The sequence below is a fragment of the Streptomyces sp. NPDC006207 genome (genome assembly GCF_040613835.1).
Taxonomy (GTDB): Bacteria; Actinomycetota; Actinomycetes; order Streptomycetales; family Streptomycetaceae; genus Actinacidiphila.
In genome coordinates this window covers 126160-151425 of record NZ_JBEXSX010000003.1, presented here as the reverse complement: position 1 = coordinate 151425, position 25266 = coordinate 126160, and the positions used below count along the sequence as shown (strand labels likewise).

The 25266-nt window shown below is 69.9% G+C and carries 18 protein-coding genes and 1 pseudogene; 10 read left to right on the top strand and 9 right to left on the bottom strand.

The genetic code is table 11. The features are described from left to right. Positions 1-87: 87 nt before the first annotated feature. From ABZ312_RS03370 to ABZ312_RS03345, 6 genes and pseudogenes are all read right to left on the bottom strand, one after another. Positions 88-1026 carry a serine hydrolase gene (locus ABZ312_RS03370; RefSeq protein WP_500436338.1) on the bottom strand — a complete coding sequence of 313 codons (939 nt, stop codon included), beginning with the start codon at positions 1024-1026 and terminating at the stop codon, positions 88-90. Between the two features lie 108 nt (positions 1027-1134). Then, a pseudogene (locus tag ABZ312_RS03365) lies at positions 1135-1763 on the bottom strand (alpha-ketoglutarate-dependent dioxygenase AlkB). A gap of 34 nt (positions 1764-1797) precedes the next feature. Further along, complete coding sequence (locus tag ABZ312_RS03360) at positions 1798-2688, bottom strand: sigma-70 family RNA polymerase sigma factor (protein ID WP_500325409.1); 891 nt, start codon at positions 2686-2688, stop codon at positions 1798-1800. A 126-nt stretch (positions 2689-2814) separates the two neighbouring features. After that, positions 2815-3525 carry a DUF2470 domain-containing protein gene (locus ABZ312_RS03355; protein WP_500325407.1) on the bottom strand — a complete coding sequence of 237 codons (711 nt, stop codon included), beginning with the start codon at positions 3523-3525 and terminating at the stop codon, positions 2815-2817. Between the two features lie 361 nt (positions 3526-3886). Continuing rightward, entirely contained in the window at positions 3887-6067 is a 2181-nt protein-coding gene (pstS, locus tag ABZ312_RS03350) for a phosphate ABC transporter substrate-binding protein PstS (protein ID WP_500436337.1), read from the bottom strand. 86 nt (positions 6068-6153) lie between these two features. After that, on the bottom strand, positions 6154-6297 hold the full coding sequence (locus ABZ312_RS03345) for a hypothetical protein (protein ID WP_500436336.1): 144 nt from the start codon (positions 6295-6297) through the stop codon (positions 6154-6156). Positions 6298-6394: 97 nt separating this feature from the next. On the opposite strand from ABZ312_RS03345, the gene ABZ312_RS03340 reads away from it, so the two are divergent. After that, positions 6395-8341, top strand: coding sequence for a S9 family peptidase (locus tag ABZ312_RS03340; RefSeq protein WP_500436334.1), 1947 nt, complete (start codon positions 6395-6397; stop codon positions 8339-8341). 13 nt (positions 8342-8354) lie between these two features. Here the strand turns inward: ABZ312_RS03340 and ABZ312_RS03335 are convergent, their stop codons facing one another. Further along, complete coding sequence (locus ABZ312_RS03335) at positions 8355-9005, bottom strand: cysteine hydrolase family protein (protein ID WP_500325399.1); 651 nt, start codon at positions 9003-9005, stop codon at positions 8355-8357. 447 nt (positions 9006-9452) lie between these two features. Between ABZ312_RS03335 and ABZ312_RS03330 the strand changes: the two genes are divergently transcribed. From ABZ312_RS03330 to ABZ312_RS03315, 4 genes are all read left to right on the top strand, one after another. Then, entirely contained in the window at positions 9453-10601 is a 1149-nt protein-coding gene (locus ABZ312_RS03330) for a DUF6777 domain-containing protein (RefSeq protein WP_500436332.1), read from the top strand. Between the two features lie 297 nt (positions 10602-10898). Next, the gene (locus tag ABZ312_RS03325; RefSeq protein WP_500436391.1) at positions 10899-12935 is read left to right on the top strand and encodes a TPM domain-containing protein; all 2037 of its coding nucleotides are present in this window, start codon (positions 10899-10901) and stop codon (positions 12933-12935) included. A 44-nt stretch (positions 12936-12979) separates the two neighbouring features. After that, the gene (locus ABZ312_RS03320) at positions 12980-13693 is read left to right on the top strand and encodes a PspA/IM30 family protein (protein WP_500325395.1); all 714 of its coding nucleotides are present in this window, start codon (positions 12980-12982) and stop codon (positions 13691-13693) included. A 399-nt stretch (positions 13694-14092) separates the two neighbouring features. Next, positions 14093-14821, top strand: a complete 729-nt coding sequence (locus ABZ312_RS03315) for an LAVTG motif-containing sortase-dependent surface protein (RefSeq protein ID WP_500436331.1) — start codon at positions 14093-14095, stop codon at positions 14819-14821. A 155-nt stretch (positions 14822-14976) separates the two neighbouring features. Here ABZ312_RS03315 and ABZ312_RS03310 read toward each other — a convergent pair whose 3' ends face one another. Beyond that, entirely contained in the window at positions 14977-15207 is a 231-nt protein-coding gene (locus ABZ312_RS03310) for a DUF397 domain-containing protein (RefSeq protein WP_500325393.1), read from the bottom strand. A 223-nt stretch (positions 15208-15430) separates the two neighbouring features. Between ABZ312_RS03310 and ABZ312_RS03305 the strand changes: the two genes are divergently transcribed. Next, on the top strand, positions 15431-16222 hold the full coding sequence (locus ABZ312_RS03305) for a bestrophin-like domain (RefSeq protein ID WP_500436329.1): 792 nt from the start codon (positions 15431-15433) through the stop codon (positions 16220-16222). Positions 16223-16397: 175 nt separating this feature from the next. Here ABZ312_RS03305 and ABZ312_RS03300 read toward each other — a convergent pair whose 3' ends face one another. Continuing rightward, complete coding sequence (locus ABZ312_RS03300; protein WP_500436327.1) at positions 16398-17144, bottom strand: hypothetical protein; 747 nt, start codon at positions 17142-17144, stop codon at positions 16398-16400. A gap of 823 nt (positions 17145-17967) precedes the next feature. Here ABZ312_RS03300 and ABZ312_RS03295 point away from each other — a divergent pair. From ABZ312_RS03295 to ABZ312_RS03280, 4 genes are all read left to right on the top strand, one after another. Beyond that, the gene (locus ABZ312_RS03295) at positions 17968-20784 is read left to right on the top strand and encodes a type I restriction endonuclease subunit R (RefSeq protein ID WP_500436325.1); all 2817 of its coding nucleotides are present in this window, start codon (positions 17968-17970) and stop codon (positions 20782-20784) included. After that, the gene (locus tag ABZ312_RS03290; RefSeq protein WP_500436323.1) at positions 20781-22085 is read left to right on the top strand and encodes a restriction endonuclease subunit S; all 1305 of its coding nucleotides are present in this window, start codon (positions 20781-20783) and stop codon (positions 22083-22085) included. Before ABZ312_RS03295 ends, ABZ312_RS03290 begins: the two co-directional genes overlap by 4 nt. Before the next feature lie 400 nt (positions 22086-22485). Then, positions 22486-23967 (top strand): class I SAM-dependent DNA methyltransferase, encoded by a 1482-nt coding sequence (locus ABZ312_RS03285; protein ID WP_500436321.1) that lies wholly within the window; start codon positions 22486-22488, stop codon positions 23965-23967. A 453-nt stretch (positions 23968-24420) separates the two neighbouring features. Further along, entirely contained in the window at positions 24421-25200 is a 780-nt protein-coding gene (locus ABZ312_RS03280; protein WP_500436320.1) for a nuclease-related domain-containing protein, read from the top strand. Positions 25201-25266 lie beyond the last annotated feature (66 nt).

Here is a 25266-nt window from a genome sequence, read left to right as displayed (position 1 = left end):
GAGGACTACACCTGTCCGGTAACCGCCCACGCGAACGCCGACAGGCGCCCCCGCGGGGGCGCCTGTCGTGCCGTCGGTTCCGGTCCGCTACGTGCCCGGCGGGACGGCGGGGATCGCCTCCTGCGGCGTACGCGTCGTCGGCTGCGTCCCCGCGGCGGTGGCCGCCGGGTCGAGGTCCCGGTGGACGACGCGGGCGACCGCCTCGATCGTGGCGACCCCGGTGTTCATGGTGCGGTTGTCCTGCGTCAGCACCGTGAGGGAGTAGTCGTGCCCCGAGCCGGTGAACGCCCCGAGGCTGTGCACCCGCCAGCCGTGGGTGGCGCGCGGCAGCCAGCCGTTCTTCACGTGGACCGTCACCCCGCGCGGGGCGCCGGCGGGGGTGCCCCAGCGCTGTGTGCCGACCACCTTGTTCATCAGCTTCAGGATGTACGCCCGGGAGTTGTCGCTCAGCACCGCGTTCTTCGCCGTCACCAGGTCGAGCAGCCGCTGCTCGTCCTTCGCCGTGATCTGCGTGAGCCCCCAGTAGCCGTTGCTCCCCGGCACGGTGCGGGTCATGCCCGCGGCCTTCAGGAAGCCCTTCACCTTGGTCACCCCCAGCTGCCGCCACAGCTGCGTGGTCGCGGCGTTGTCCGACTTGGTGATCATCGCCGTGGCCAGCTTCACCTCACGCGCCGTCAGGTAGCGGTTGCGCTTCTTGTTGTCCCACAGCAGGGTGGCCAGCACCGTCACCTTCACCGTGCTCGCCGAGTCGAACCGCTGGTCCGCGCGGAGCGTGCACACCGTCTTCGTCCTGCGGTCCCGCAGCGACAGGGCCACCGTCGCCGTCCTGCCGCGCAGCGCACCGGTGATGTCGGCGCTCAGCTTCGCCGCGAGCCCCGCCTTGCCCGAGGTGCACACCACCGCCGGTGCCGCCGCCGCGGCGCTCCCCGCACCCGTCCCCACGACGGCCGTCGGCACGACCGCGCCCACCACGACCGCGGCCGCCACCGCTCTCCCGGCGCGCCGCGCCTTCCGTCCCCGCCCCATGGCCCCTCCCCGTCATCCCCTGGACCCCGCTCCCGGGCCTCGCAGACGTTGACCCACGGCCGCGGGCGAAAGGTTGTACGGATGCGGCACCGGGGTGCGGGGCGGGGGTCAGCGGACGCCGCGCGTGCGGAACTGGACGCTGATCCGCGGCCCCACGGCGCGCGGGCTCTTGGGGATCGCGTGCTCCCACGTCCGCTGGCAGGAGCCGCCCATCACCACGAGGTCGCCGTGCCCGAGCGGCAGCCGCATCGAGGCCGCGCCCCGCCGCGGGGCCGCAGCGCCAGGTCGCGCGGGTCGCCGACGGACAGGATCGCCACCATCGTGTCCTGGGTCGCCGACCGTCCGGTCCGGTCCCCGTGCCAGGCGACGCTGTCCCGGCCGTCCCGGTAGAAGCAGAGCCCCGCCGTGACGAAGGGCTCGCCGAGCTCGTCCGCGTAATGGGCGTCGAGCGCGGCCCGGGCCTCGTCGAGGACGGGGTGCGGCAGCCCGTCGCCCTCCCCGTAGAAGGCCAGCAGCCGGGGCACGTCGACCTCTCGCTCGTACATCTGCCGCCGTTCGGCCCGCCACGGGACCGAGCCGGCCAGTTCCTCGAACAGGGCGTCGGCCCCCTGCAGCCATCCGGGCAGCAGGTCGAGCCATGCGCCGCTGCCGAGCCCGGTCCGCCGGAGGCCGTCCAGCGGACCGAGCAGCAACTCGTCGCTCTGGTCGAAGAGCGATCCCTGGAGCGGTGCGGTCATGCGTCCAGGGTAACCCCTCAATCGAACAAGTGAGCTATTCGCCGAACGCGGCCAGGTCGAGCCCTGCCAGCCGCTCGGGATCGGCCAGGATGTCCAGCTCGACGACGAGCCCGTCCACGATCGTGAAGCCCATGACCGACACCACCCGGCCCTCCGCCACGGCGACCACCCCCGGCGCCCCGTTGACCAGTGCCGGCCGTGCGTGCAGGGCCGCCCGCCGGAAGGAGAGCGCCTGGCTCGCGACCGTCCGCGCGCCGCGCAGCTCCCGGGCCGCCCCCGGGAAGGCGGCGCCGGTGTCCGCGCGCAGCACGACGTCCGGGTGCAGCACCGCCACCAGGGCCTCGAAGTCGCCCGCGCGCGACGCCGCCAGGAACGCGCCGACCACCTCCCGCTGCCGGCCCAGGTCCGCGTCCGGCACCGGCGCTGCCCCCTGCACCCGGCGCCGCGCCCGGCTGGCCAGCTGCCGCGCCGCCGCCGGCGTGCGCCCGACCATCGGGGCGATCTCCTCGAAGGGCACCGCGAACATGTCGTGCAGCACGAAGGCGAGCCGCTCGGCGGGCGACAGCGTCTCCAGCACGACCAGCAGCGCCAGCCCCACCGAGTCCGCCAGCAGCGCCGCCTGTTCCGGGTCGCCGGCCGCGTCCTCCCGGCTCACCACCGGATCGGGCACCCGTACGTCGTCCAGCGACGACTCGCCCCGGGAGGTCCGCGAGCGCAGCATGTCCAGGCACACCCGGCCCACCACGGTCGTCAGCCAGCCGCCCAGGTTCCCGATCCCGTCCGCCCCGGCCCGGTTCAGCCGCAGCCACGCCTCCTGCACGGCGTCGTCCGCCTCGGCCAGCGACCCCAGCATGCGGTACGCCACCGCCCGCAGGTGCGCCCGGTTCTCCTCGAACCGCTCCGCCAGGAACTCCTTGTCGTCCATCGGTCCCATTCCCTCGTCGCGTTCCGCCGGCTTCCCTCGGCGCACTGACGAACCGGTCGCCTCCAATGTGACAGAGGGGTGTGACGGGGGCCGGGGTCGCGGAGGGGCGGCGTCCGCGGCCCCTGGTCACCAGCCGGCGAACAGCCGTCCCCGGTGCGACGCGCGGCGGGCGCTGCTGAGCAGCGCCTGGAACTGGCTCCCCGCCTGGTCCGCGTTCTGCAGGCGGGACGGGAAGGGCAGGCGGGCGTCGGTGTGGCCGTTCGCGTACTCCACGCGCAGCGTGATCCCGTAACGGTCCACGGCCACGGGCAGGACCTGCCGCGCGCCGGGGGCGGGGGCCGGCTGCACCAGCCGCAGCAGCAGCGGCACCAGCTCCGCGTGGTCGTCCACCAGGTGCGTCAGCATCCCTGCCTCGGCCGTCGCCAGCGGGTCCGCCTCCGCCGTCGTCAGCTCGGCCAGGCCTACGGAGTCGGTGCCCTCCGCCGTCTCCAGCCTCGCGTGCACGAACTGCATGCACTGGCTGTCCGGGGCGTCCGCCCGGTACGGCGCGGCCGTCCAGCCGGTGACGGTCACCCGGGCCCGCACCCGGTCGCGTACGGGGGTGGGGGCGACGTCGGTGAACTCCAGCGTGATCGGGGTGCTCTCGGGGCCGAAGGCCGTCTCGAGGGGGTGCAGATGGACGTGACCGGCGAGCGCCCGCGCCGTCAGCCGGGTCACCTCCGTGCGCTCCCGGTCGTTGACCACGGTCATGGAGTGGGCCGAGGCGAGGACGGACCGGATGCGTTCGGCGTGCGTCGGCCGGGCGGGAGCGAGGGGGGCGGTGGTCTTGCTGCGCATCCGGATCTCCGCGAGACGTAGGTTAGGTTTGCCTAACCTAACCATATGCGCCCGGGTGTCGCCATCCCCCACGGGCCCGCACGTCCGCGCGCGGCACGCGGGCGCGTTCCCTCCTCTCGTCGCGGACCACGGCGCGGCCGACCGGGCCGGCGTGAGACCGCGGCCCAGGCCGCTCACGGAATGGGCACCGAGCACGCTGTGGATCGCCGCCGCGCGGTCCCCGAAGCCCGCTGTGAACAACCGCTGAGCCCGTGGTCGACGCGGCCGGAGCCGAGCCCCGACAGCGGTGCCGCACCCGGCGCGAAGGCGCCGACGCCAACCGCCACCAGCGCCTACGACAACCCCGGCGGCCTCCGGCTGCTCAGCCCAGCCCTCGTACCGCGCCCCGCACCTTCGCGGCGAGCGCCGCCGGCAGCCGGGCGTGGCCCTGGCGCTCGGCGGCGGTCTGCCCCGGACCGCTGACCGCGTACAGCAGGAACGCCTTCAGCGTCTCCAGGGGGCGGGGCTCGTTGCCCTTGTCGCAGACCACGGCGTAGCCGACCCGGGTGATCGGGTAGGCGCCGGGGGCCGGGCCCGTGCCGGCCAGGTCGAGCGCCAGGCCGCCGCCGCTCCCCGCCGTCCGCGCGGTGGCCAGGGCGCGCGTGGCGGTGGTGACGGCGGCCGCCACCGGCTCGGCCGCCCCGGTGTCCAGCCGTACCGCGTCGAGCCCTCCGGCCGAGGCGAAGTCCAGGTAGGCGATCGCCCCCGGTTCCTGCGCGACCCGCGCGGCCACACCGTCCGCGCGGGCCACGCCCTCTCCGCCGCTCCCCGGCCAGTCGGACGTCGCCTCGTAGGCCCACGCGTCCGGCGCCGCTTCCCGCAGGTACCCGGTGAACGTCCTCGTGCTGGTGGTGGCGTCGGCCCGGTGGACGGCCGTGATCGCCCGGGACGGCAGGGCGACGTCCGGGTTGAGCGCGGCGATCGCCGGGTCGTTCCAGCGGGTGATCCGCCCGTCGAAGACCTTCGCCAGCGTCGGCGGGTCCAGCACGAGCCCGTCCACCCCCGGCAGGTGGTAGACGACCGCCACCGGTGTGGCCAGCAACGGCAGGTCGACGGCCTTGCCGCCGCCCGTGCAGCGCTTCCCGGACTGCAGGACCTCCCCGGTCGCCAGCGGCACGTCGGAGAGCGCGAAGTCCGCCGTCCCCTGCAGGAACGCCGTCGTTCCCGCGCCCGAGCCCGTCGGCTGGTACGAGACCGTGGAACGGGGGCAGGCCGCCTGGAAGCCGGCGGTCCACGCCTCCACGGCCTCCCTCACGGCGCTCGCCCCGCCGCCCACCAGGGCGCCCCGGGCCCCCGGGCAGGAGAAGGACGCTTCCGCGGAGGACGCTCCCCGCTTCCCCGAAGGGCCCTGCGCCGCCGCGCCGTCCCCGTCCTTGCCGCCCGAGCCGTCGAGGTCGACGAGGAGGGGGACGCCCACCGCGAGCGACGCGGCGACCAGCACGGCGCCGGCCGCCAGGGCCACCCGTCTGCCGCGGGCCCGCCCGCGCGGTGCCGGAACCGGACCGGTGGGCCCCGCCCGGTCCACCGGCGGCGGCCCGAACGCCCCGGGGCGCGGCACCGGGCGGATGACCCGTGTGGCGGTGTCCCGGGGGCGGTCGGCCAGGGTGGGGGAGCGCTCCGGGCCGGGTCCGGACCCGGGCTCGTCGGCCTCCGGCTCTTCAGGCTCCGGCGGGGCGGGTTCCGGGTCCGGCACGGATCCCCCGGCGCGCGCCAGCGTCAGGAAGGCCAGCAGCTCCTCCACCGAGGGGCGCTCCTGCGCAACCTTGGCCAGGCACGGCGCCACGAACGCGTGCAGTTCCTCCGGCAGCCCGGTCAGGTCCGGCTCCTCGTACACCACACGGAACCCGATCGCGTGCGAGCTGTCGCCGTCGAACGGGCCGTGGCCGGTCGCCGCGTACACCAGGACGGCACCCAGCGCGAAGACATCGCACGCCGGGCCGACGGCGCCCGCGCGGAACTGCTCGGGGGCCATGAAGGCGGGCGTGCCGACCACCGTCCCGGTCCTGGTCAGCCGCTCGGTGCCGGCGGCCCGGGCGATCCCGAAGTCGATGACGCGCGGCCCGTCCTCCGCCAGCAGCACATTGCCCGGCTTCAGGTCGCGGTGGACCAGCCCGGCCCGGTGGATGTCGCGCAGCGCCTCCACCAGACCCGCGCTCAGCCCCAGGACCTCCTCCGCCGGCAGCGGCCCCCGCTCCGCGACCCGCCGCGACAGCGCCGGCCCCGGTACGAACAGGGTGGCCAGCCACGGCTGTTCCGCGTCGGCGTCGGCGTCGACCACCGGCGCCGTGAACGCCCCGCTGACCCGCCGCGCGGCCGCCACCTCGCGCCGGAACCGGTCCCGGAAGCCGGCGTCCTCGGCGAACTCGGGACGGGTCACCTTGACCGCCAGCGCCCTCCCCGACACCGACCTGGCCAGGTAGACGACCCCCATCCCGCCCGTGCCCAGCCTGCCCTCCAGCAGGTACCCGCCGACGGACCGCGGATCCCCCTCCACCAGCGTCACCCGGTCGCTCCCTCCCCGCGCCCAGCCGCAGCACACAGCATGGGGAGCGACCCCTCACCAGGGGCCCGTACCGGGCAGCCCGGACCTCACCGCCCGACCGCGAACTCCTTGCGCTCCGGCGCGATCACCCGCGTGTGCAGCACCCCGGGGAGCAGGTCACCCCCAGCCGCGGGCAGGGCGCCGAGGCAGCCGTTCGCGAGGCGGTCCGGCGCCGTCGGCGACAGCTCCATGATCCTTCGAGCCTATCCACGGGTCGCGGGCTACGGCAGGATGTGCGCGGTTCCCAGAAGGAAGGCGTAGACCCAAGTGGACGCTACGGAGGGCACATTGACGGTACAGAGCGACATCGTGGCACGGACGGTCCTGGACAGCGTCATACCGGTGTTCCCGGCCCTCTCCCCGGACGGCCGCACGGTCGTCCACACGGCGCGGCCCCTCGCCATCGCGGACCGCCTGGCCAGTGCCCTGTGGGCGGTGCCCGCCGACGGCGGCGCCCCGGCCCGCCGGCTGACCGACGGCACGAGCTGGATCGGCGCCCCGCGCTGGACCCCGGACTCGGCGGCGGTCCTCTTCGTCACCGCCGGGCAACTGCACCGCGTACGCCTCGCCGCCGACGGCGGACCCGACGGCCCCGCCGAGGCCCTCACCGCCTGGCCCGGCGGCATCGCGAACCACCTGCCGCTCGCCGACGGCCGCACCGTCGCCCTGATCGCCGCCGACGAACCCGACGAGGCCGAGGACGACGACGTGATGGTGTGGACCGAGCGGACGGGCCCCGAGCCCTCCGCCCGTCTGCGCCTCCTCGACCTCGACAGCGGCGCCGTCCGCACCGTCGGCACCCTCGGCGACCGGCACGTCGTAGAGGTGGCCGAGCGCCCCGACGGCGGCATGCTGGCCGTGCTCACCTGGGAGTGCGCGGAGGAGGACCCCGGCTCGCTCACCGCGGAGCTCCACCTCGTCGACACCGCCACCTTCACCGTCCACGACCTCGGCCCCGCCGGGCACGCGGCGCAGCGCCCCGTCTGGTGGCGGGCCGAGGACGGCTGGCACCTCGCCCACCTGGCCACCACCCCGCCCGGCCTGGTCGGCTCCCCGGCCGTCCTGGACCGCGCGATCCCGGCCGACCCGGAGCAGCGGCCCCGGCCGGAGGCACGCGACCTGACCGCCGGCATGACCGTCTGCCCCACCGAACTCCTCCAGGTCGCCGACGGCCCGCCCCTGGCCGTCTTCGCCGACGGCCTGGACACCGCGCTGTTCCGGCTGGACCCCGGCGAGCGGCGCTTCCGCCGCCTGCACACCCGCCCGGGCATCGTCCACGCGCTCACCGCGAGCCGTACGGGCGGGACGGTCGCCGTGCTCGCGGGCACCGCGTACGAGCCCAAGGACGTCCACGCAGGACCGCCCGACGGCCCGCTCACCCGGATCAGCGACACCCGCCCCGAGATCCGCGACATCCCCTGGGGCAGCCAGGAACGCCTCTCCTACAAGGCCTCCGACGGGCTCGCCCTCGACGGCCTGCTCCTCCTGCCGCCCGGCCGCACCCGCGAGGACGGCCCCTTCCCGCTGATCACCCTCGCGCACGGCGGCCCGTACGGGCGCTACAGCGACTCATGGCAGTTCCACATCGACCTGCCACCCGGCCAGCTCCTCGCCACCGCCGGCTACGCCGTCTTCCTCCCCAACCCCCGCGGCGGCGAGGGCCACGGCCACGCCTTCGCGGCCACCGCGACGGACGGCGCCGTCGGTGGCGCCGAGTGGACCGACATCACCGAGGGCATCGACCTCCTCGTCGCCCAGGGCGTCGCCGACCCCGACCGCCTCGGCATCGGCGGCTGGAGCCACGGCGGCTACCTGGCCGCGTGGGCCGTCACGCAGACCGACCGCTTCAAGGCCGCGATCGTGGGCGCCGGCATCAGCGACTGGGGCATGCTGGCCGCGACCGGCGAGCAGGGGGCCGTCCGCGAGTCGGCGGGCAGCGGCAGCATCGGCTGGGAGGGCCCAGGGCCCCACGCCCACGACCGCGTCAGCCCCGTCTCGTACGCCTCCCGCGTCCGCACCCCGGTCCTGATCCTCCACGGCGAGGACGACACCAATGTGCCGGTCAGCCAGGGCCACTTCCTCCACCGCGCCCTGCGCCACCACGGCGTCCCCCACGAGTTCGTCGTCTACCCCGGCGAGGGCCACATGATCGGTGGACGCGGCCACCTGCTGGACCTGCTGCGCCGCAGCGTGGCCTGGTACGACCGCTGGCTCACCGCCCCGCGGCAGCCCTGACCCGCACCCGTCGCTACCGCCCTGCCCCGTACTCCTCGGGGCAGGGCGGCAGCACGTCGAGGAACTCCTCCGTGGTGAGGATGGCGTGCGCGTAGACCGGCGCGTTCACCTCGAAGGTCGCCTCCATCTCCGCCGGGCTGAAGGCGGCGATCGCGTCCCGCACCAGGGTGACGTGGTAGCCCAGTTCCTGGCCGAAGCGCGCCGTGGTGTCGACACAGGTGTTGGCCCGCATCCCGATCAGCACGATGCGCGACAGCCGGTGCTGCTTCAGCTGGAAGTCCAGGTCCGTGTTGGCGAAGCCACTCGACGACCAGTGCTCGTGCACCTGGATCTCGCCGTCGACGGGCTGGAAGTCGTGGTGGAACTCGCCGCCCCAGGAGCCCTGGGCGAAGACCTGCCCCTTGACGGTCGCCTCCTGGGCGGGGGAGAGGTGCTCCCACTCCTGGTAGTCCCCGGGGGCGGTGCGGCGGTGCGCGACGAAGAACGTCCGGATACCGCGGGCCCGGGTGGCCGCGAGCACCTCACGCATGTGGTCGAGCAGCCCCACCTGCTCGGCCACCGCCTTCGCGCGGGGCCACAGTTTCCCGCCGTCGGACAGGAAGTCGTTGTACGGGTCGATCAGCAAGAGACCGGTGTTCGCGCTGGTGTATCCCACTGCTTCCATGTACCGATTCTCGTCCCCGACCCGCACGGCCACCTGCGCAGCAGGTCACGCCACGGAAGCCGGCGCGGCGGCAACAGCTTCACGGATGCCCCGCTGCCGCCTTTCCGGAAGGGTGCACATAATGGAATCGGAGGGCGCACGGGAATCGACCTCAATTCCCGCTGCCCCACGTCTGGGGAGAGTGCCGTGAGTTCCATACCTCCTCCGCCCGAACGCCCCACCGGCCCTCCGTCCGGACCCCTGTCCGGCCGGCCGTCGGGTGAGCACCCACCGGTGACACCGGGCCCCCCGCCCCCACCGGCGGCGCCACCCCCCGGCCCGCCGCCACCACCAAGGCCACCGGGCCCACCGGGTCCACCGGGCGGAGAACCCGGCCGCCACCGCGGACCCCCCGCCCCGTGGTGGCGGGCCCGCCGGACCCTCGTCACCGCGGGCACCGCGATGGTCGTGGCGGTCGCGGTGATCTTCGCCTTCTCCTTCCTGGGCGGCACCAAGGGCGGCGGCGAGATCTTCCTCCAGAACGCCTCCGCGGCGGGCCCGGACCCCTTCACCCCCTCCACGGCGGGCGAATCGGGCACCGCGGTCACCCCCACCATCACCCCCAACGAGTCCTCGGCCCCGGGCGGCACCCTCAAGGTCAGCGGTGCCCACCCGGGGCTTTACAGCGGCAAGCAGAACGAGTCCGCCTGCGACGTCGAGAAGCAGATCACGTACCTCACCAAGGACCCGGCCCGCACCGCGGCCTTCGCCGACACCCTGAAGGTCGAGCCGCAGGACCTCCCCTCCCACCTGCGCGCGCTGACGCCCGTTCAGCTCAACTGGGACACCCGTGTCACCAGCCACGGCTTCAAGGACGGCAAGGCCACCGACTACCAGGCGATCCTCCAGGCCGGCACCCCCGTCATGGTCGACGACCACGGCGTCCCGGTGGTCCGCTGCACCTGCGGCAACCCGCTGAGTTCGCCCGACGCCGTCAACGGCACGCCGACGTACAGCGGCCGCCAGTGGGACACCTTCCGTGCGGCCGGCCTGGTGGCGGTCGTCCCGTCCGACAAGCCGATGAAGACGCTCACGCTCTACGACCAGGACAGCAAGCGCTGGTTCGAGCGCCCCAGCGGCAAGGTCGAGGGCAAGAAGGACCACAAGGTCGAACCCCCCAAGGGCCAGCCGTCCGGCTCCCCGGTGCCGGTCCTGCCGTCGCCGTCCACGGGCTCGCAGTTGGAACCGCCGGGGAAGACGGCGCCGCCGCCGAGCGAGGAGAAGAAGCAGGAGGAGCCCAAGTCGCCGGGCACGGAGGAGCAGTCGCCGGAGAAGGGCAAGGAGGAGTCGCCGAAGAGCGAGGAGCAGAAGAAGGAGGAAGGGGAATCCCCGAAGAAGGAAGAATCCCCGAAGAGCGAGGAGCAGTCGCCGAAGGAGGAACCGAAGTCCCCGAAGTCCCCGGGCACGCAGGAGCAACCCAAGCCCCCGGACACTCCCGGCACCCCGGAACAGCCTCAGAAGCCCCCCTCCCAGCCCCAGCAGTCCGAACAGCCCGAACAGCCCCCGGCCCCGCCCAAGTCCTCCGGCGGAGGCGGCGGCACGGGCGATCAACCGTAGCAACAGCAACCCCCCACCCAGCCCAAGTCCCCCGTCAAACCCAGCTGAGGCACCGCACGGGTCACTGGCTCGCGGAAGCAGTGACGTGAACGCCGTGATGCCCCTCGTATGGCGATGTCCGACGGTCAAGCCCCCACAAGCGGACGTCCCCAGCCCGGGGCGTTCTCGGTCGCGGTGGGCCAGAAGGGGTAATACGCTCACAAAGTGAGGCCGCACCGGAGCCGGGAACCGTCGCACGGAGGCGTTCGCACCTCGCACACGCTGCGTACCGCGTACGCCTTGATCAGCGCACTGGCAATGCTGTGCTGGCTGGTTCTGCCCGCCGCAGTTGCCCGCGCCGACGATCCGATCGTGCTGTCGCGGACCGGCCAGATCACGGACAGGGTGGACGCGCTCGGCGACCGCAAGGGCGCCGTCGGGACGGCACTGAGGAATCTCGACGACGTGCACCGCGTCCAGCTCTACGTCGCCTACGTACGTGACTTCTCCGGCCGCTCAGCCCAGAACTGGGCCGACGCGACCGCCGAGCGCAACGGCCTCGGCCTGAACGACGTACTGCTGGCCGTCGCCACGCACGACCGGCAGTACGCGTACTCCGTGGACCAGGACTCGCAGCTGACCGACGCCCAGTTGCAAGACGTCGCGCAGACCGCGGTCGAACCGGCGCTGCGGCAGAACGACTGGGCGGGGGCGGCCATCGGCGCGGCGGACGGCATGGGCGCGGTCCTCGCAGGCATGCCCGTGCCCACCCCGGCGATCACCCCGGGCGAGGCCGACCCCGGTGGCGCCGGCAGCGACAGGGGCGCGGGTGATCTCGTTCTGCCGGTCGCGGTGATCGCAGCCGCGCTCGCCTTCGCCTGGTACGTGTACGCCCGGCGCAGGAAGCGTTCCGGGCCCCATACCACCCAGGGCTGGGGGTCCCCCGGCCCGAGCGGAAAGCAGGCCGTCCCCCTGCCCGAACTCGACCAGCGGGCCAGGGAGCTGCTCGTCGAGACGGACGACGCGGTGCGCACCAGCACCGAGGAACTCGGCTTCGCCACCGCCCAGTTCGGCGAAGAGGCGGCCGCGCCCTACAGCGAGGCGCTCGGATATGCGCAGTCGCAGCTCACGGCGGCCTTTCGGCTGCGGCAGCAGCTCGACGACGCGATGCCTGAGGACGACGCGGCCAAGCGCCGCATGCTGGACGAGATCATCGCGCGGTGCACCGAGGCCAATCGCCGGCTCGACGCGGAGGCGGAGGGCTTCGACCGGCTGCGCGCGCTGGAGCAGAACGCGCACCAGGCGCTGGAGCACGCCGAGGCGGAGCTGCGGGACATCACCGGCCGCACCGACACCGCGCAGGCCACGCTCACCGCGCTCGGCACGCGGTACGCACCCACCGCGGTCCAGCCCGTCACGGGCCACGTCGAGCAGGCCAGGGACCGGCTCGTGTTCGCCGGGACCCAGCTCGGCCAGGCCCGCGAGGCCATCGTGGCGGACGCGGGCGGCACGGCCGCGGTGCATCTGCGGGCGGCCGAGGGCGCCATCGACCAGGCGGGCACGTTCGTGGACGCCGTCGGCCGCCTGGCCAAGGAGCTCGCGGAGGCGGCGGGCAAGCTGCCCGGCGCGCTGACGGAGACCGGGACCGACCTCGCGGAGGCGCGGGGCATGCTCGCCGGCACGCCCGAGGGCATCCCCACAGCCGACCTGCACGGCCGGATCGCCCGCGCCGAATCGGTCGTCGGCGAGGTGCGGACGCGGATCGCCGCGGGACCGTACGACCCGATCGACGTGCTGCGCCGCGTGGAGGAGGCCGACGCGGCCCTCGAGGAGGCCCTCACGGGAGCGCGCGAACACGAGGCCGGCAACCAGAGGGCCCGCTCCCTGCTCGACCAGGCCCTGCTCACCGCCCGCAGCGCCGTGGGCGCCGCTTCGGACTTCATCACGACCCACCGTGCGGCGGTGGGCAGCGAGGCCAGGACGCGTCTCGCCGAGGCGCAGCGGCACCTCGAACTGGCGCTGGACTCCGCAGCCGGGGCGCCCGCCGATCCCGCTGCCGCGCTCGCCGAGGCCCAGCGGGCGGATGCGCTGGCCCGCGCGGCGCAGCAGCAGGCCGAGCAGGAGGTGCGCATGTACGGCAGTCCGTACGGCGGCGCCATGGGCGGCCGCCGCGGGGGCAGCGGCATGGGCGGCGCGGTGCTCGGCGGCATCCTGCTCGGGGAGATCTTCGGCGGTATGGGCCGCGGGGCCGGCGGGGGCATGTTCGGCGGCCGCGGTGGTGGCTTCGGCGGCGGCCCCGGCAGCTTCGGCGGCGGAGGGACGCGCGGGCGGAGGGGCGGTGGCGGCAGGTTCTGAGCCACGGCGTACGCAGACGGCAACCCAAGGAAGGGGTCGGTCCCATGACCAAGCAGACGATCTTCGGCCGCGTCGCACAGCTGGCGAAGGCGAACATCAATGCCCTGCTGGACCAGGCGGAAGACCCGCAGAAGATGCTCGACCAACTGATCCGCGACTACAGCAACAACATCGACGAGGCCAAGCAGGCGGTCGCCACCACCATCGGCAATCTGCGCCTCCTGGAGCAGGACCACCAGGAGGACGTGGAGGCGGGCACCGAGTGGGGCACCAAGGCGCTTGCTGCCAGCCGAAAGGCGGACGAGCTGCGGGCCGCCGGTTCCGGAGCCGAGGCCGACGCGTACGACCGCCTCGCCAAGGTGGCCCTGCAGCGCCAGCTCCAGGCCGGGCGCGAGGCGAAGGACGCCGAGCCGACGATCGCCATGCAGCGGGAGGTCGTCGACAAACTGAAGTCCGGCCTCGCCCAGATGGAGGTCAAGCTGACGGAGCTCCACTCCAAGCGTGACCAGTTGGTGGCCCGCGCCAAGACCGCCCAGGCCCAGAGCCAGATGCTGGACGCCGCCGAGAACATCAACGTGCTCGATCCCACGTCCGAGTTGAGCCGCTTCGAGGAGATAGTCCGCCGCGAAGAGGCAAGGGCACTCGGCCAGCAGGAACTCGCCGACTCCTCACTCGACGCCCAGTTCGAGCGCCTCGACACCATGGGCGACGCGGCAGAGATCGAAGCCCGCCTGGCCGCCCTCAAAGCCCACGCCTGACCGCCTCGCTGACCACCAGCTCCGCCGTGGGCATGCAGCGACCGAGGTTGCCGAGCGGGCGGGCAACAGCGTGGAGGTGCTGCTGAGCCGGCACGCGAAGTGCATCGACGGGCGGCAGGAGGTCGCCAATCGCCGTATCGAGGACCTGCTGCGCGAGTACGAGTGACCGACGGCGGGCTCCTGCCGTACCCAGGTACGCACGATCGCGAACCGCCCGCCGTGCTGCTATGCGCTTCTCCACAGGTGAACGGTGTGGCGTAATTGTTATGTCGGACCTATGGGGCGGTTGTGGCGTAGTCCGACTAATGAGGTCAACCAGTCCTTGACGTGCTGGTCGGCGAGGTGGAGCCTGGTCGCCTCCCCCCGCATTCCGTTTCACACCCCACAGGTGGTACGCCCATGCGCGCCCTTTCTACGGCAGGCGCGGCGACGGCGGCCCTGGCAGCATCCCTGCTGTTTGCGCCCGCCGCCCTCGCCCACAACGCCCCCGGCGACAACGGCAATGTGAAGATCCACGACGCGAAGACCGGCGAGGAGCTGCACAACAACGAGCCGCACGTCTGCACCTTCTACCTCGACGGCTTCCGGTTCGACGGTGCCCAGAAGGCCGACTGGTCCATCGAGCGGTGGTCGCCGACCGACGGCCAGAAGGGCGAGACGGTGAAGTCCGGCTCGCTCACCCTCGACGGCTCCGGCCACGAGCGCACCGAAAACCTCGCGCTCGCGGACGGCCACTACAAGCTCTTCTGGAACTTCGACGGAGAGCACGGCCGCGCCAAGCACAAGGTCTTCTGGGTCGACTGCAAGGACGAGGGCAACGGCGGCGGGACCGAGCCCTCCGGCTCCGCGTCGCCGTCCGCCTCCGCTCCGGAAGACGGTGAGCAGCCGAGCGGCTCACCCTCGGGCTCCGCGTCGCCGTCGGCCTCCGGCTCGGCGGGCGGTGAGCAGCCGAACGGCTCGCCCTCCGCGACCGTCGCCCCGTCCACTTCCGACTCCTCCGGCACGGAGAGCGGCGGGCTCGCCGAGACCGGCGCCCAGGTCGGTGGCATCGCCTTCGCCGCGCTGCTGCTGCTGGGTGCGGGTGCCGTGCTGGTGCTGCGCCGCCGCAAGGGCGCCGCACGGCACTGATCGACCGCACATTGCCGTCACGCGGCGCCGGCCCCGGGTAGGGTCCGGCGCCGCCGTCGTCTCAGGATGCCGTGGGTTTTCGGAACTTGAGGCGGTTGCCGAAGGGGCTCTTGGGTGGAACCGACGGTCCTGGCTGCGGCAAACACTCAAGGTCTCTAGCCGAATTCGCCGTCACGCACGCCCAGTCGAAACGCGGCCCACTCCTCTGCGGTGAATCGCAGCGGCGGCAACTCCCTGTTTTGCGAATCGCGGACCGCAACCGCGCCGCCGCCGAGGTCTGCGACCTCCACACACGTCTTGTCCCACCTGTTGCTGTAGCTGCTCGTAACCCACTCCGCATCCGTCAGGTCTATTGCGTACAGCTCAGTCTTGGCTGCGTCCATCATGGGATCTCCTGTTGCAATCGGATGGACGTTCTCCTTTCAGCATCACCCTGATGGTCCTGATGTGCATCTCGCCTGAAGGCGCGGGCCGCACGACCTGCGGCACTAGGTGCCTTCTGCGACCGTCGAGGCCGGCGCGGGCAGTACTTCGACTACCTCGGTGATAGCGGTAGGCGTTGGTCGTGCCGACCCTGAACGCGGCCGCGAGCTGGTTAGAGTCGCCTGCGTGGGACTTTGGCTACTCAACAACCTGGACACGGCCAGCCTCGCGATCCTCATCGTTGGCGGCGTTGTTGTTTTGTCGCTCGCCGCTTGCCTGGTGGCGCGCCGCGTTTTTCCTGAGTTGAGCAATGGCGTGACCAATGATGTGTCGCGCACGGTACTTGAACTGTTCGGGGCCATCTACGGAATCGTCCTTGCTTTCGTCATCGTGACCTTGTGGACCGACCTTGAGCAAGTTCAAGCAGTGGTGACTTCGGAGGCCACAGATCTCGCTGTGATTTCCCGCAACGCCCACGGTTTTCCAGACGATGTGCAGCAGAAATTGGACCGTGCGATCGGGAACTACGTCCACGCTATCGTGGAGGATGCGTGGCCGTTGATGCGCGAGGGAAAGAACAGCCTCAGCGCGACATCAGGCAAGCTTGAGGCATTGTATGAAGTCCTCCAGGATTATGATCCTAAAAACGCATCCGAAGAGGCCTTCTACAGCGCATCGGTGGAGCGGCTGAACGATGTGACCGCACAGCGTAGAACCCGCATCCTGGCCGCAACGCAACATCTGCCCCCGCTCCTGGAGGTCCTCACCTACGGGGGAGCGCTGATCGTCATGCTGATCACCTTGCTCTACGGGGTGGAGAGCCTCAAGGTGCAGCTGCTTTTCGTAGGGTCGATCGCGTTGCTGGTAGGCCTGAGCCTCACCCTCGTCCTCGTACTTGAACACCCCTTCGCCGGCGAAGTGAGCGCGAGCCCGCATCCCTTCATGGAAGGTCAGCTGAGCAAGTACTGGGGCAAGTGACGTGGTGAAGTCCGGCGAGATACGTCGAGCGCATCGACGGTGGCAGGAGGTTGCGAACCGCCGGATCGTGGAGCTGTTGCGCGAGTACGCGTGATGCGGCCGCTCTCTGCCGAGGGCCCCTGGTGTCATGCCTGGGGTCCTCGCTGCTTCCGGCTTGCCCCGTCGGGCGCAGTCCTCACCCCCAATGCGCAACGATGGCTTCGTCGACGCTGAAGACCGCATCACAGTCGGCGCACTGCGCGGTGCCGAAGACGTAGGTCAGCTTGTGAGCGATATCGGGATGACCGTCCGCCATGGCGCGGGCGTACAGCCTTTGCGCCAGCCCCTCCAGGGTTGAGGGGGCCTGCGGCCGTAGCGGCAGCCTTCGTGCCGTGGTCTGATTCATGTACATGCTGTCCGTGGTCGAAAAATACCCGTACTCCCCGAACACGATGAAGTTCTCGGATTCGCAGGTGGGACAGGGAACTTCGTACTCCCCATCATTCAACCCATCGAGTTGTTCGCTCCAGACTTCGACACCTTCGAAGCTGAGGAGGGCCGCCAGCAGGTAGGCGTATTCCGAGGGAGCCTCGGCGAGTCCGGGGTCTTGAAGGGTTTCTTGCGTTAGTTCCACGAGGTCGGAAATCTCCGAGGCGTGGGTCGCTCGCGGATCTTCGTCGCCGTATGGCTGATCCGTGCTGGCCGTGATGGCGCCGGCCAGGATGAGCGGCATCCGCCGGTCCGCGGCCGACCACTCGCGCGCAAGCCGGGTCAGAGTCGGCAGTGCTGCATAGCTGGCCGAGTAGACAGTGCCCTGATGGCACAGCCGGGACCAGAGATCGTTCCAGCCGGCGTGTTGTGGGTCCGGGGTGACCGTGGCGAGTAGGCCCGGGATGTCTTCTGCGGTGCCGTAGGCGTGGTGGAGCCGAGACCAGTCCGTCATGCGGATGATCCAAGCATCAGCAAGGCCGCAACTCCGCAGCGACCGGGGGAGATCAGGACTCGTCTCCATGTCGAGCGGGACAGCCTGTGCTCGAAAGTCCCCGATGACCTGGGCCGATGGCCCGAGATCCTATCCACGTACTGTCCACAGACCCCGTCCTACGGCCACTTGCGGCGGCACACGGCTGCGCATACGCGAAGACCCCGAATCCAGCGTTCTGGCTGGTGGCGGGGTCTTTTGGCACCTCGTGCGAGGTGCCCCCGGCAGGATTCGAACCTGCGCACACGGCTCCGGAGGCCCTTTGAGGCTTGGACATATATGCAGGTCACGTGCTCTAGCCGTGCAAGGGGCGGTTCCTTGTCCATGGATGGTCCACGTCAAGAGGGCGCCTCCCCTGCCCAGTTGTCTCCACCTCGAAGTGTGAAGAGACCACTCGTTCACATGTGAAGCTGCTGTAATATCCCCGCATCACCAGCCGGAGACATCTTCGCTGACGGTCGGGTGCTTCTTGACGGGGGACAGGGGCGGTGGCGAGAGGCTGTTGGCTGGGTGGTCAACCGACGCCTATGGATGCTGCTCTCTCCATGAGCCTACTTCTGGTCGAAGTCCGGGGCGCCGTCGAGACCCCCGGCGGATCGGGTCTGCACCTGCAGGAGTTGCTGAACCTGTGTGCTGTTTACCCGTTCGAATCCAACCTCCGCAGCGTTGTGCTGTTGAGCTGGGGTGATCGGACGAGTATTGCGCCAACGAGCTACGGCTTACGTGAACCGCCAGTGCCTGCCACAGAGTTGGCAACGTTCCCGATACCGACACTGAGGAAGCGATGAACAGCCAGGATCACGATTCCCGCCTCCCAGCGGAGGCCCGCGCACGTGCCCTCATCGACCAGCAGCTGACTGCTGCTGGTTGGGCGGTACAGGACCGCAAGGCGATGAACCTGTTCGCGGGTGAGCTCGGTGTGCACGGCGTCGCGGTACGCGAGGTCGTCATGGCACAGGGCCACGGCCGGGTCGACTACCTGCTCTACGTGCAAAAGAAGGTTGTCGGGGTCATCGAGGCCAAACCCCAGGGCACGACCCTGTCAGGTGTGGAGTGGCAGTCGGCGATGTACGCCACCGGCCTGCCGCCGGAGCATCGCAAGCGCGCGCACACGGTGGGTGACCGCATTCCGTTCGTGTTCGAGGCCTCCGGGTCGGAGACTCATTTCACCAACGGCTACGACCCGGAGCCGCGTGCCCGGAAGATCTTCAACTTTCCCAAGCCGGCCACCCTCGCGCGTATAGTTCGGGAGGCACAGGAGGATCCCGCCTTCCCGACCTGGCGGGCAAAGGTGCGGCGCATGCCGCCGCTGAATGTGGAACGGCTGCGGCCCGCGCAGACCGAAGCGATCTCCGGGACCGAGGCTTCGCTGGCGGCCCAGCGTGCAGACCGCTCGCTGATCCAGATGGCCACCGGTGCGGGCAAGACGCACACCGCCGTGACCTTGTCATACCGATTGCTCAAGCACGCAGGGTTCAAGCGGGTGCTGTTCCTGGTGGACCGCAACAACCTGGGCAAGCAGACCGCTGCTGAGTTCAGCAACTACGAGACCCCGGACGACGGCCGGAAGTTTACCGAGCTGTATTCGGTCCAGCGGCTGACCGGTCTGGGCATGCTGGAGTCGTCGAATGTGGTGATCTCCACGATCCAGCGCGTCTACTCCGTGCTGCGCGGCAAGGACGTCCCCGAGGGCGACGACCCGACGCTGGACAGCTTCGTGCCGGACGCCCCGGTGGAGATCGCCTACAACAAGGACATGCCGCCGGAGTCGTTCGACCTGGTGATCGTGGACGAGGCCCACCGCTCCATTTACGGGGTGTGGAAGGGCGTCCTGGAGTACTTTGACGCCCATATCCTGGGGCTGACGGCCACACCGGGCAAGCAGACGTTCGCGTTCTTCCGCCAGAACCTTGTCTCGCAATACACGTACACCGAATCGGTGGCCGACTGCGTGAACGTGGACTTCGACATCTACCGCATCAAGACGGAGATCTCGGAGAACGGCGCGAAGATCGAGGCCGGCACATTCGTGCCCAAGGTCGACCGCCGCACCCGCATCCAGCGCATCGAGGCCATCGACGAGGACGTCGAGTACAAGAAGAGCCAGCTGGACCGGGCCGTGCAGAACCCCAACCAGATCCGCACCGTCCTGGAGACCTTCCGCGACCGGCTGTTCACCGAGATCTTCCCCGGCCGGACCGCGGTCCCCAAGACACTAATCTTCTGCAAGGACGACGCCCACGCCGAGGAAGTCGTCACGCAGGTACGGCAGGTCTTCGGCAAGGGCAACGACTTCGCCACAAAAATCACCTACCAGGCCAAGGACCCCGAAGGCCACCTGCAGGCCTTCCGCACTTCCGCGAGGCTGCGGATCGCGGTCACGGTGGACATGATCGCTACAGGCACCGACGTCAAGCCGTTGGAGTGCGTGTTCTTCATGCGCGATGTCCGCTCGGCGCAGTACTTCGAGCAGATGAAGGGCCGCGGGGCGCGCACGATGCCCAAACCCGACTTCCAGGCCGTCACCCCCGACTCTCAGACGAGCCCGGCCGCGCAGGAGAAGACGAGATTCGTCATCGTCGACGCCATCGGCGTCACTGAACACGACTTCGTGGACCCACCACTGATGCGCAAGAAGGGCATCAGCCTGGAAAAGCTCCTGAGCAAGGCCGCAAGCCTCACGATCACCGAGGACGAGACCGCAACCCTTGCCTCCCGCCTGGCAGCCCTGGAGCTCCAGGTTACCTCTGCCGAGCGGGCCGAGCTCGACAAGGTCGCCGGCCAACCCCTCGAGAAGATCGTCAAGAAGCTGGTCGAGGCCTGCGACCCCGGGCAGCAGGCCGAAGCCGTCGCTGCTGCCGGCGAAGGCGCGGAGCCTCAACAGGTGGTCGACGACCTGCTCGAGAAGGCCATCGCCCCGCTGGCGGCCAACCCCGAGCTGCGTACGCGCATCATGGAGCTACGCCGCCAGCACGACCAGATCATCGACGACACCAACCCCGACACCCTGCTCGAGGCCTACGGCGTCGGCGCCGAGGACAAGGCCCGCGAGATCGTCACGGACTGGCGCGCCTACCTGGACGAGCACCGCAGCGAGATCTCCGCGATCCAGGTTCTGCAGCAGGCTGAGGAATCCGGTACCAAGCCTGCCGGGAGCACGTTCGCCCAGATCAAGGAACTGGCCGACCGGATCGCCCGGCCGCCGCACCAGTGGACCCCTCAGCGGCTGTGGGAGGCCTACGAGCAGGTGGAGAAAGGCCGGGTCCGGCCGAACACAAATGCCCAGGTCACGGATCTGGTGTCCCTGTTGCGCTTTACTCTTACGGGTGACGACGAGCTGGTGCCGTACGCGGACAAGGTCCACGAGCGGTACCAGGGCTGGCTACGGCAGCAGGAACAGGCCGGCATCGTCTTCACCGAGACACAGAAGTGGTGGCTGGACAACATGGCGGACGTGATCGCCTCTTCGGCCGGGATCGACGTCGACCAACTCGACGGTGCCCCGTTCGACGAGCGCGGTGGCATCGACGGGGCCCTGCGAGACCTGGGCGACCAGGCCGGCACCTTCGTGGAGACCCTGAACAAGGAGCTGACCGCGTGACCGACCTGCCCGCCGGGTGGCGTACCGAGAGCGTGAATGACCTCGCACGCGGAGGTCTCTTCACTGACGGAGACTGGGTCGAGTCCAAGGACCAAGACCCGGACGGGACCGTTCGGCTCACGCAGTTGGCAGACGTTGGGGTTGGCGAATTCCGTGACCGGAGCAATCGGTGGATGAGGGAGGACCAGGCAAAGCGCCTGGGATGCACCTTCCTGCAGCCCGGCGATGTGCTCATCGCGCGTATGCCGGACCCGATTGGACGGGCTTGCCTTGTCCCGGAAAACATCGGGCGAGCGGTCACCGCTGTCGACGTCGCGATCCTACGCCCAGCGCGCGATGACCTTGATCCTCGGTACTTGATGTGGGCGATCAACTCACCTCACGTGCACGAATGCATTGCATCGCTCCAGTCGGGAACGACGCGTAAACGTGTGTCCAGGAAGAACCTTGCCACGGTTGGTATTCCTGTTCCTTCGCTGACTGAGCAAGAGCGGATCGTCGAGGTGCTGGAGGACTACCTCTCCCGCCTCGACGCGGGCACCGACTACCTCAACGTCGCAGCCCAGCGTCTCTCGATCATTGGCGACGCTATGTTCGCGTCTGCAGGCGAGCTCGTTGGGCTCGAACCGGTCCGCCTGGACAGCTTGATCGCTGAAAAGCTGAGCAACGGGCGCTCCGTCCCCACGGCGGATTCAGGCTTTCCGGTGCTGCGCCTGACCGCATTGAAGAACGGGCGGATCGACTTGGGGGAATGCAAGATCGGTCGTTGGACGGCTGAGGAGGCCTCACCGTTCCTTGTCGCGCAAGACGACGTTCTTGTCGCCAGAGGGAACGGCAGCATCCGCCTTGTTGGCCGTGCCGCGATGGTCGTCGACGAGCCAGATGCTGTCGCCTTCCCCGACACGATGATCCGAATCCGACCTGACCATACAAAGGTGCTTCCGGAGTACCTCTCCTTGGCATGGAACTCGCGTGTTGTGCGCCGCCAGATCGAGTCCACCGCGCGCACCACCGCTGGCATCTACAAGGTCAGCCAGAAGGACCTGCAGAAGATCCTTGTCCCGACCCCAGACCTTCCCGCACAACAGACAATCTTGGAGAGGATGGGCGAGCACAACGCAGCAGTCCAACGCTTGTCCAGGCAAGTCGAGTGGGAGCAGGCCCGGGCTGGCTCGCTGCGCCGTGCGATTCTCGCCGCTGCGTTCTCGGGGCGTCTGACTGGTGCCCCCGATGCCGAGCAGGTCGAGGGGGCCGCCGTTACCTCGGCCGAGGCTGCGGTGCCCGAGGGAGCGCTGTTCTGATGACTGGCAAGCAAGTACGCCTGTTCCTGGTCGACGGCACCCGGGCGGGCTGATGACGGCCGAGATTCTGAACTGGATCGGCCACATCCTGCGCGGTCCCCGCACTGCCCTCGGCCGGATTCATAAGTGTCTTGAAGCGCAGAAGACCGGCGTATACGAGGACGGCACGATCGTCGTGGACACGGACGGCAAGGCTCGTACGACGCGTGACGTCGTGTTCACCTTGCCTCCGCGGCGGGAGCTGTGGTGCAGGGCTTGTCCGCGAGCCGTGGCCCCGATGTTTGGAAGGCCGACGAGGGCGTGACCTACCGGCAGTGGGAGAACAGCCGCTCGGTCTGACCTGCTGGCAGAACATTTTGATCTTGCAGGGCGAAATCCCTGGTTATGGAAGGACAACCACGTGGCGGACACTCGCTGGCTGGTCGACAAGCTGTGGACGTACGCGGGCGTGCTGCGGGACGCTGGGGTGGGCGTGCTGGAGTACACCGAGCAGCTGACCTACCTGCTGTTCCTGAAGATGGCGCACGAGCGTGCCAACCGGCCGCTCAAGCCCGAGCAGATTGTCCCTGAGGAGTACTCCTGGCAGCGCCTGCTGGATACCGAGGGTGCAGCCCTGGAGACCCAGTACACGCTGATCCTGCAGGGGTTGGGCCGCCAGCCGGGCATGCTGGGTACGATCTTCCGCAAGGCGCAGAACCGGGTGCAGGACCCGGCGATCCTCAAGCGGCTGATCCACGATCTGATCGACAAGGAGACTTGGTCGGGCGGCGGCGACATCAACGGCGACGCCTACGAGGCCCTCCTGTCGAAGGGTGCCAGCGACAAGGGGTCGGGGGCGGGCCAGTACTTCACCCCGCGATCGGTCATCTCCGCGATGGTCGATGTCGTACGGCCCACCGTGGAGGACACGGTGGTCGACCCGGCCTGCGGCACGGGTGGGTTCCTGCTGGGCGCCCACGAGTACGCCTCCAAGGACGCCGCGCACATGAACCCCGAGCAGCGTCAGCACTTGAAGGCGTCGTTCGTGCACGGCGTGGAAATCGTGGACGGCACCGCCCGCCTGGCTGCCATGAACCTGCTGCTGCACGGCATGGGCGACGCCAAGGGCGAGTCGCTGATCGAGGTCAAGGATGCCCTGGTCGCCGACCCTGGTAAGCGCTGGTCGGTGGTGCTGGCCAACCCGCCCTTCGGCACGAAGTCCTCGATCACGATGGTGGGCGCCGACGGCAGGGAGGCCCGCGAGGACCGGGAGATCGAGCGCAACGACTTCGTGGTCACCACGAGCAACAAACAGCTCAACTTCCTGCAGCACATCATGACGATCCTGGACATCAACGGCAGAGCCGCGGTGGTGCTGCCGGACAACGTGCTGTTCGAAGGCGGGGCCGGGGAGGCGCTGCGCCGACGTCTGCTGAACGACTTCGACCTGCACACGATTCTGCGCCTGCCCACCGGGGTGTTCTACGCCCAGGGCGTGAAGGCGAACGTGCTGTTCTTCGACAAGAAGCCGGCCAGCGAGACCCCCTGGACGACGAAGACGTGGGTGTACGACCTGCGAACCAACAAGCACTTCACGCTCAAGAAGAACCCACTGACCCGCGGGCACCTGGACGACTTCGTCCAGTCTGCCAAGCCAGGCCAGCCCCTAGAGGAACGTGTTGAGTCCGAACGATTTAAGTCGTTCACCTACGACCAGCTAATTGTCCGCGACAAGGTCAATCTGGACATTACCTGGCTGCGGGACGAGTCTCTTGAAGACCTCGACAACCTGCCTGCCCCCGACGTTATTGCCCGCGAGATCGTCGAAGATCTCACCGCTGCCCTGGAAGAGTTCGCAGCCGTCGCCGATGCTCTGGAGGCCAAGGAAACGAGTCAGGCCTGACCCTGTAGTGGGCATGGGCCTGGTTTCGACTCGCGTAGGTCGGTGGAGCGGCTTTGGGCTGGAGCTGCTTTGGGGCGAGTGATCTTGGCCCCGTAAGCTGCTGGCGAGTCGGGCAATCTGTGGATCTGCCCGGTAAAGCACGACGTTGGGGCCAAGATCTTAGAGGCTCGCCCCAAAGTGGCTGCCTAAAGCCGTGGAGCCGACCGCCCCAGCCACAGAGGGTGTCTCCCCACTTCATGCTCGCAGCTGCGAGCGCGCCGCCGGGCGCGGTCAGCCGGGGCGAAGACAGGAGGCAGGCCGCGCCGCAGAGGCGGCGCGCGCCCGCGCCGTGCGCGGGCCTTGATCTAGTAGGGAAAGTCCCACCGCGCTCGAATCGGCTGATCGGCTTCTTGTGCGCGTTGCCCCTGGCTGGTCCCATCACCTTGGCGGTTCGAGGTCTCCTGGGGGTGGGGCATGAGCGATCTGTCGGTCCAGCCGTGGAAGCGGTATGGGCAAGATCGGCTGTACGTGAACTTAGCCAGTGGTGAGAGCGTCGCGTGGTTCGATCAGAAGACCGGAGAGATCAAGATCCTGGTCGACCAATACCGCGACGCCGCGTTGGACGCACTTGTGCCTCATGTGGCTGGCGTTCAGCCGCCTGTGGCAAGTCCGCCTGCGGCAGCGCATCCACACCCTGTGGACGTTCCGCCGGAGCACGACCTTGCCTTGAATCGGCCGGGGGAGGCCCTGCGCGCGAAGCTTGCCGAGCTGTCTCCGAGCCGGTTCGCTCGGCTGCTCTCACTGCTCGGACGCAAGTCGGATAGTGACTCCTGGCGGGCCGGGCTCGCTGGTGAACGCACCGTTGGTGCGGAGCTGGAGCGACTGGCGTCGGCAAGTTGGCGTGTGCTCCACTCCGTCCCGCTGCCGCGAGACGTGGACATCGATCACCTGCTGATCGGCCCCGGGGGCATCTTCACGATCAACACCAAGCATCACCGTAGGAAACGAGTCTGGGTCGGAGATACCGCTGTGACGGTCAACCGCGGTGCCCCGGTGCCGTATGTCAGGAAAAGCCGTGCCGAAGCGAAGCGGGTTGCTGGCGTCCTCGAACGCGCCGGCGTCCGCGTTGATGTTGATCCGGTGTTGGTGTTCGTCGGTGCGGCGAGAGTGGAGGTGGTTCCCTCGCTCCTTGACGTGCGGGTGATCCGCAGAGAGCGCGAGGTCTCGGCCCTGGGGGCACTCGGGGGAAGCTGAGCCCGGCGCAGATCGAAGCGGTCTACGCCGTGGCTCGTGATCGTCGGAACTGGTTGTTGGCCTGAT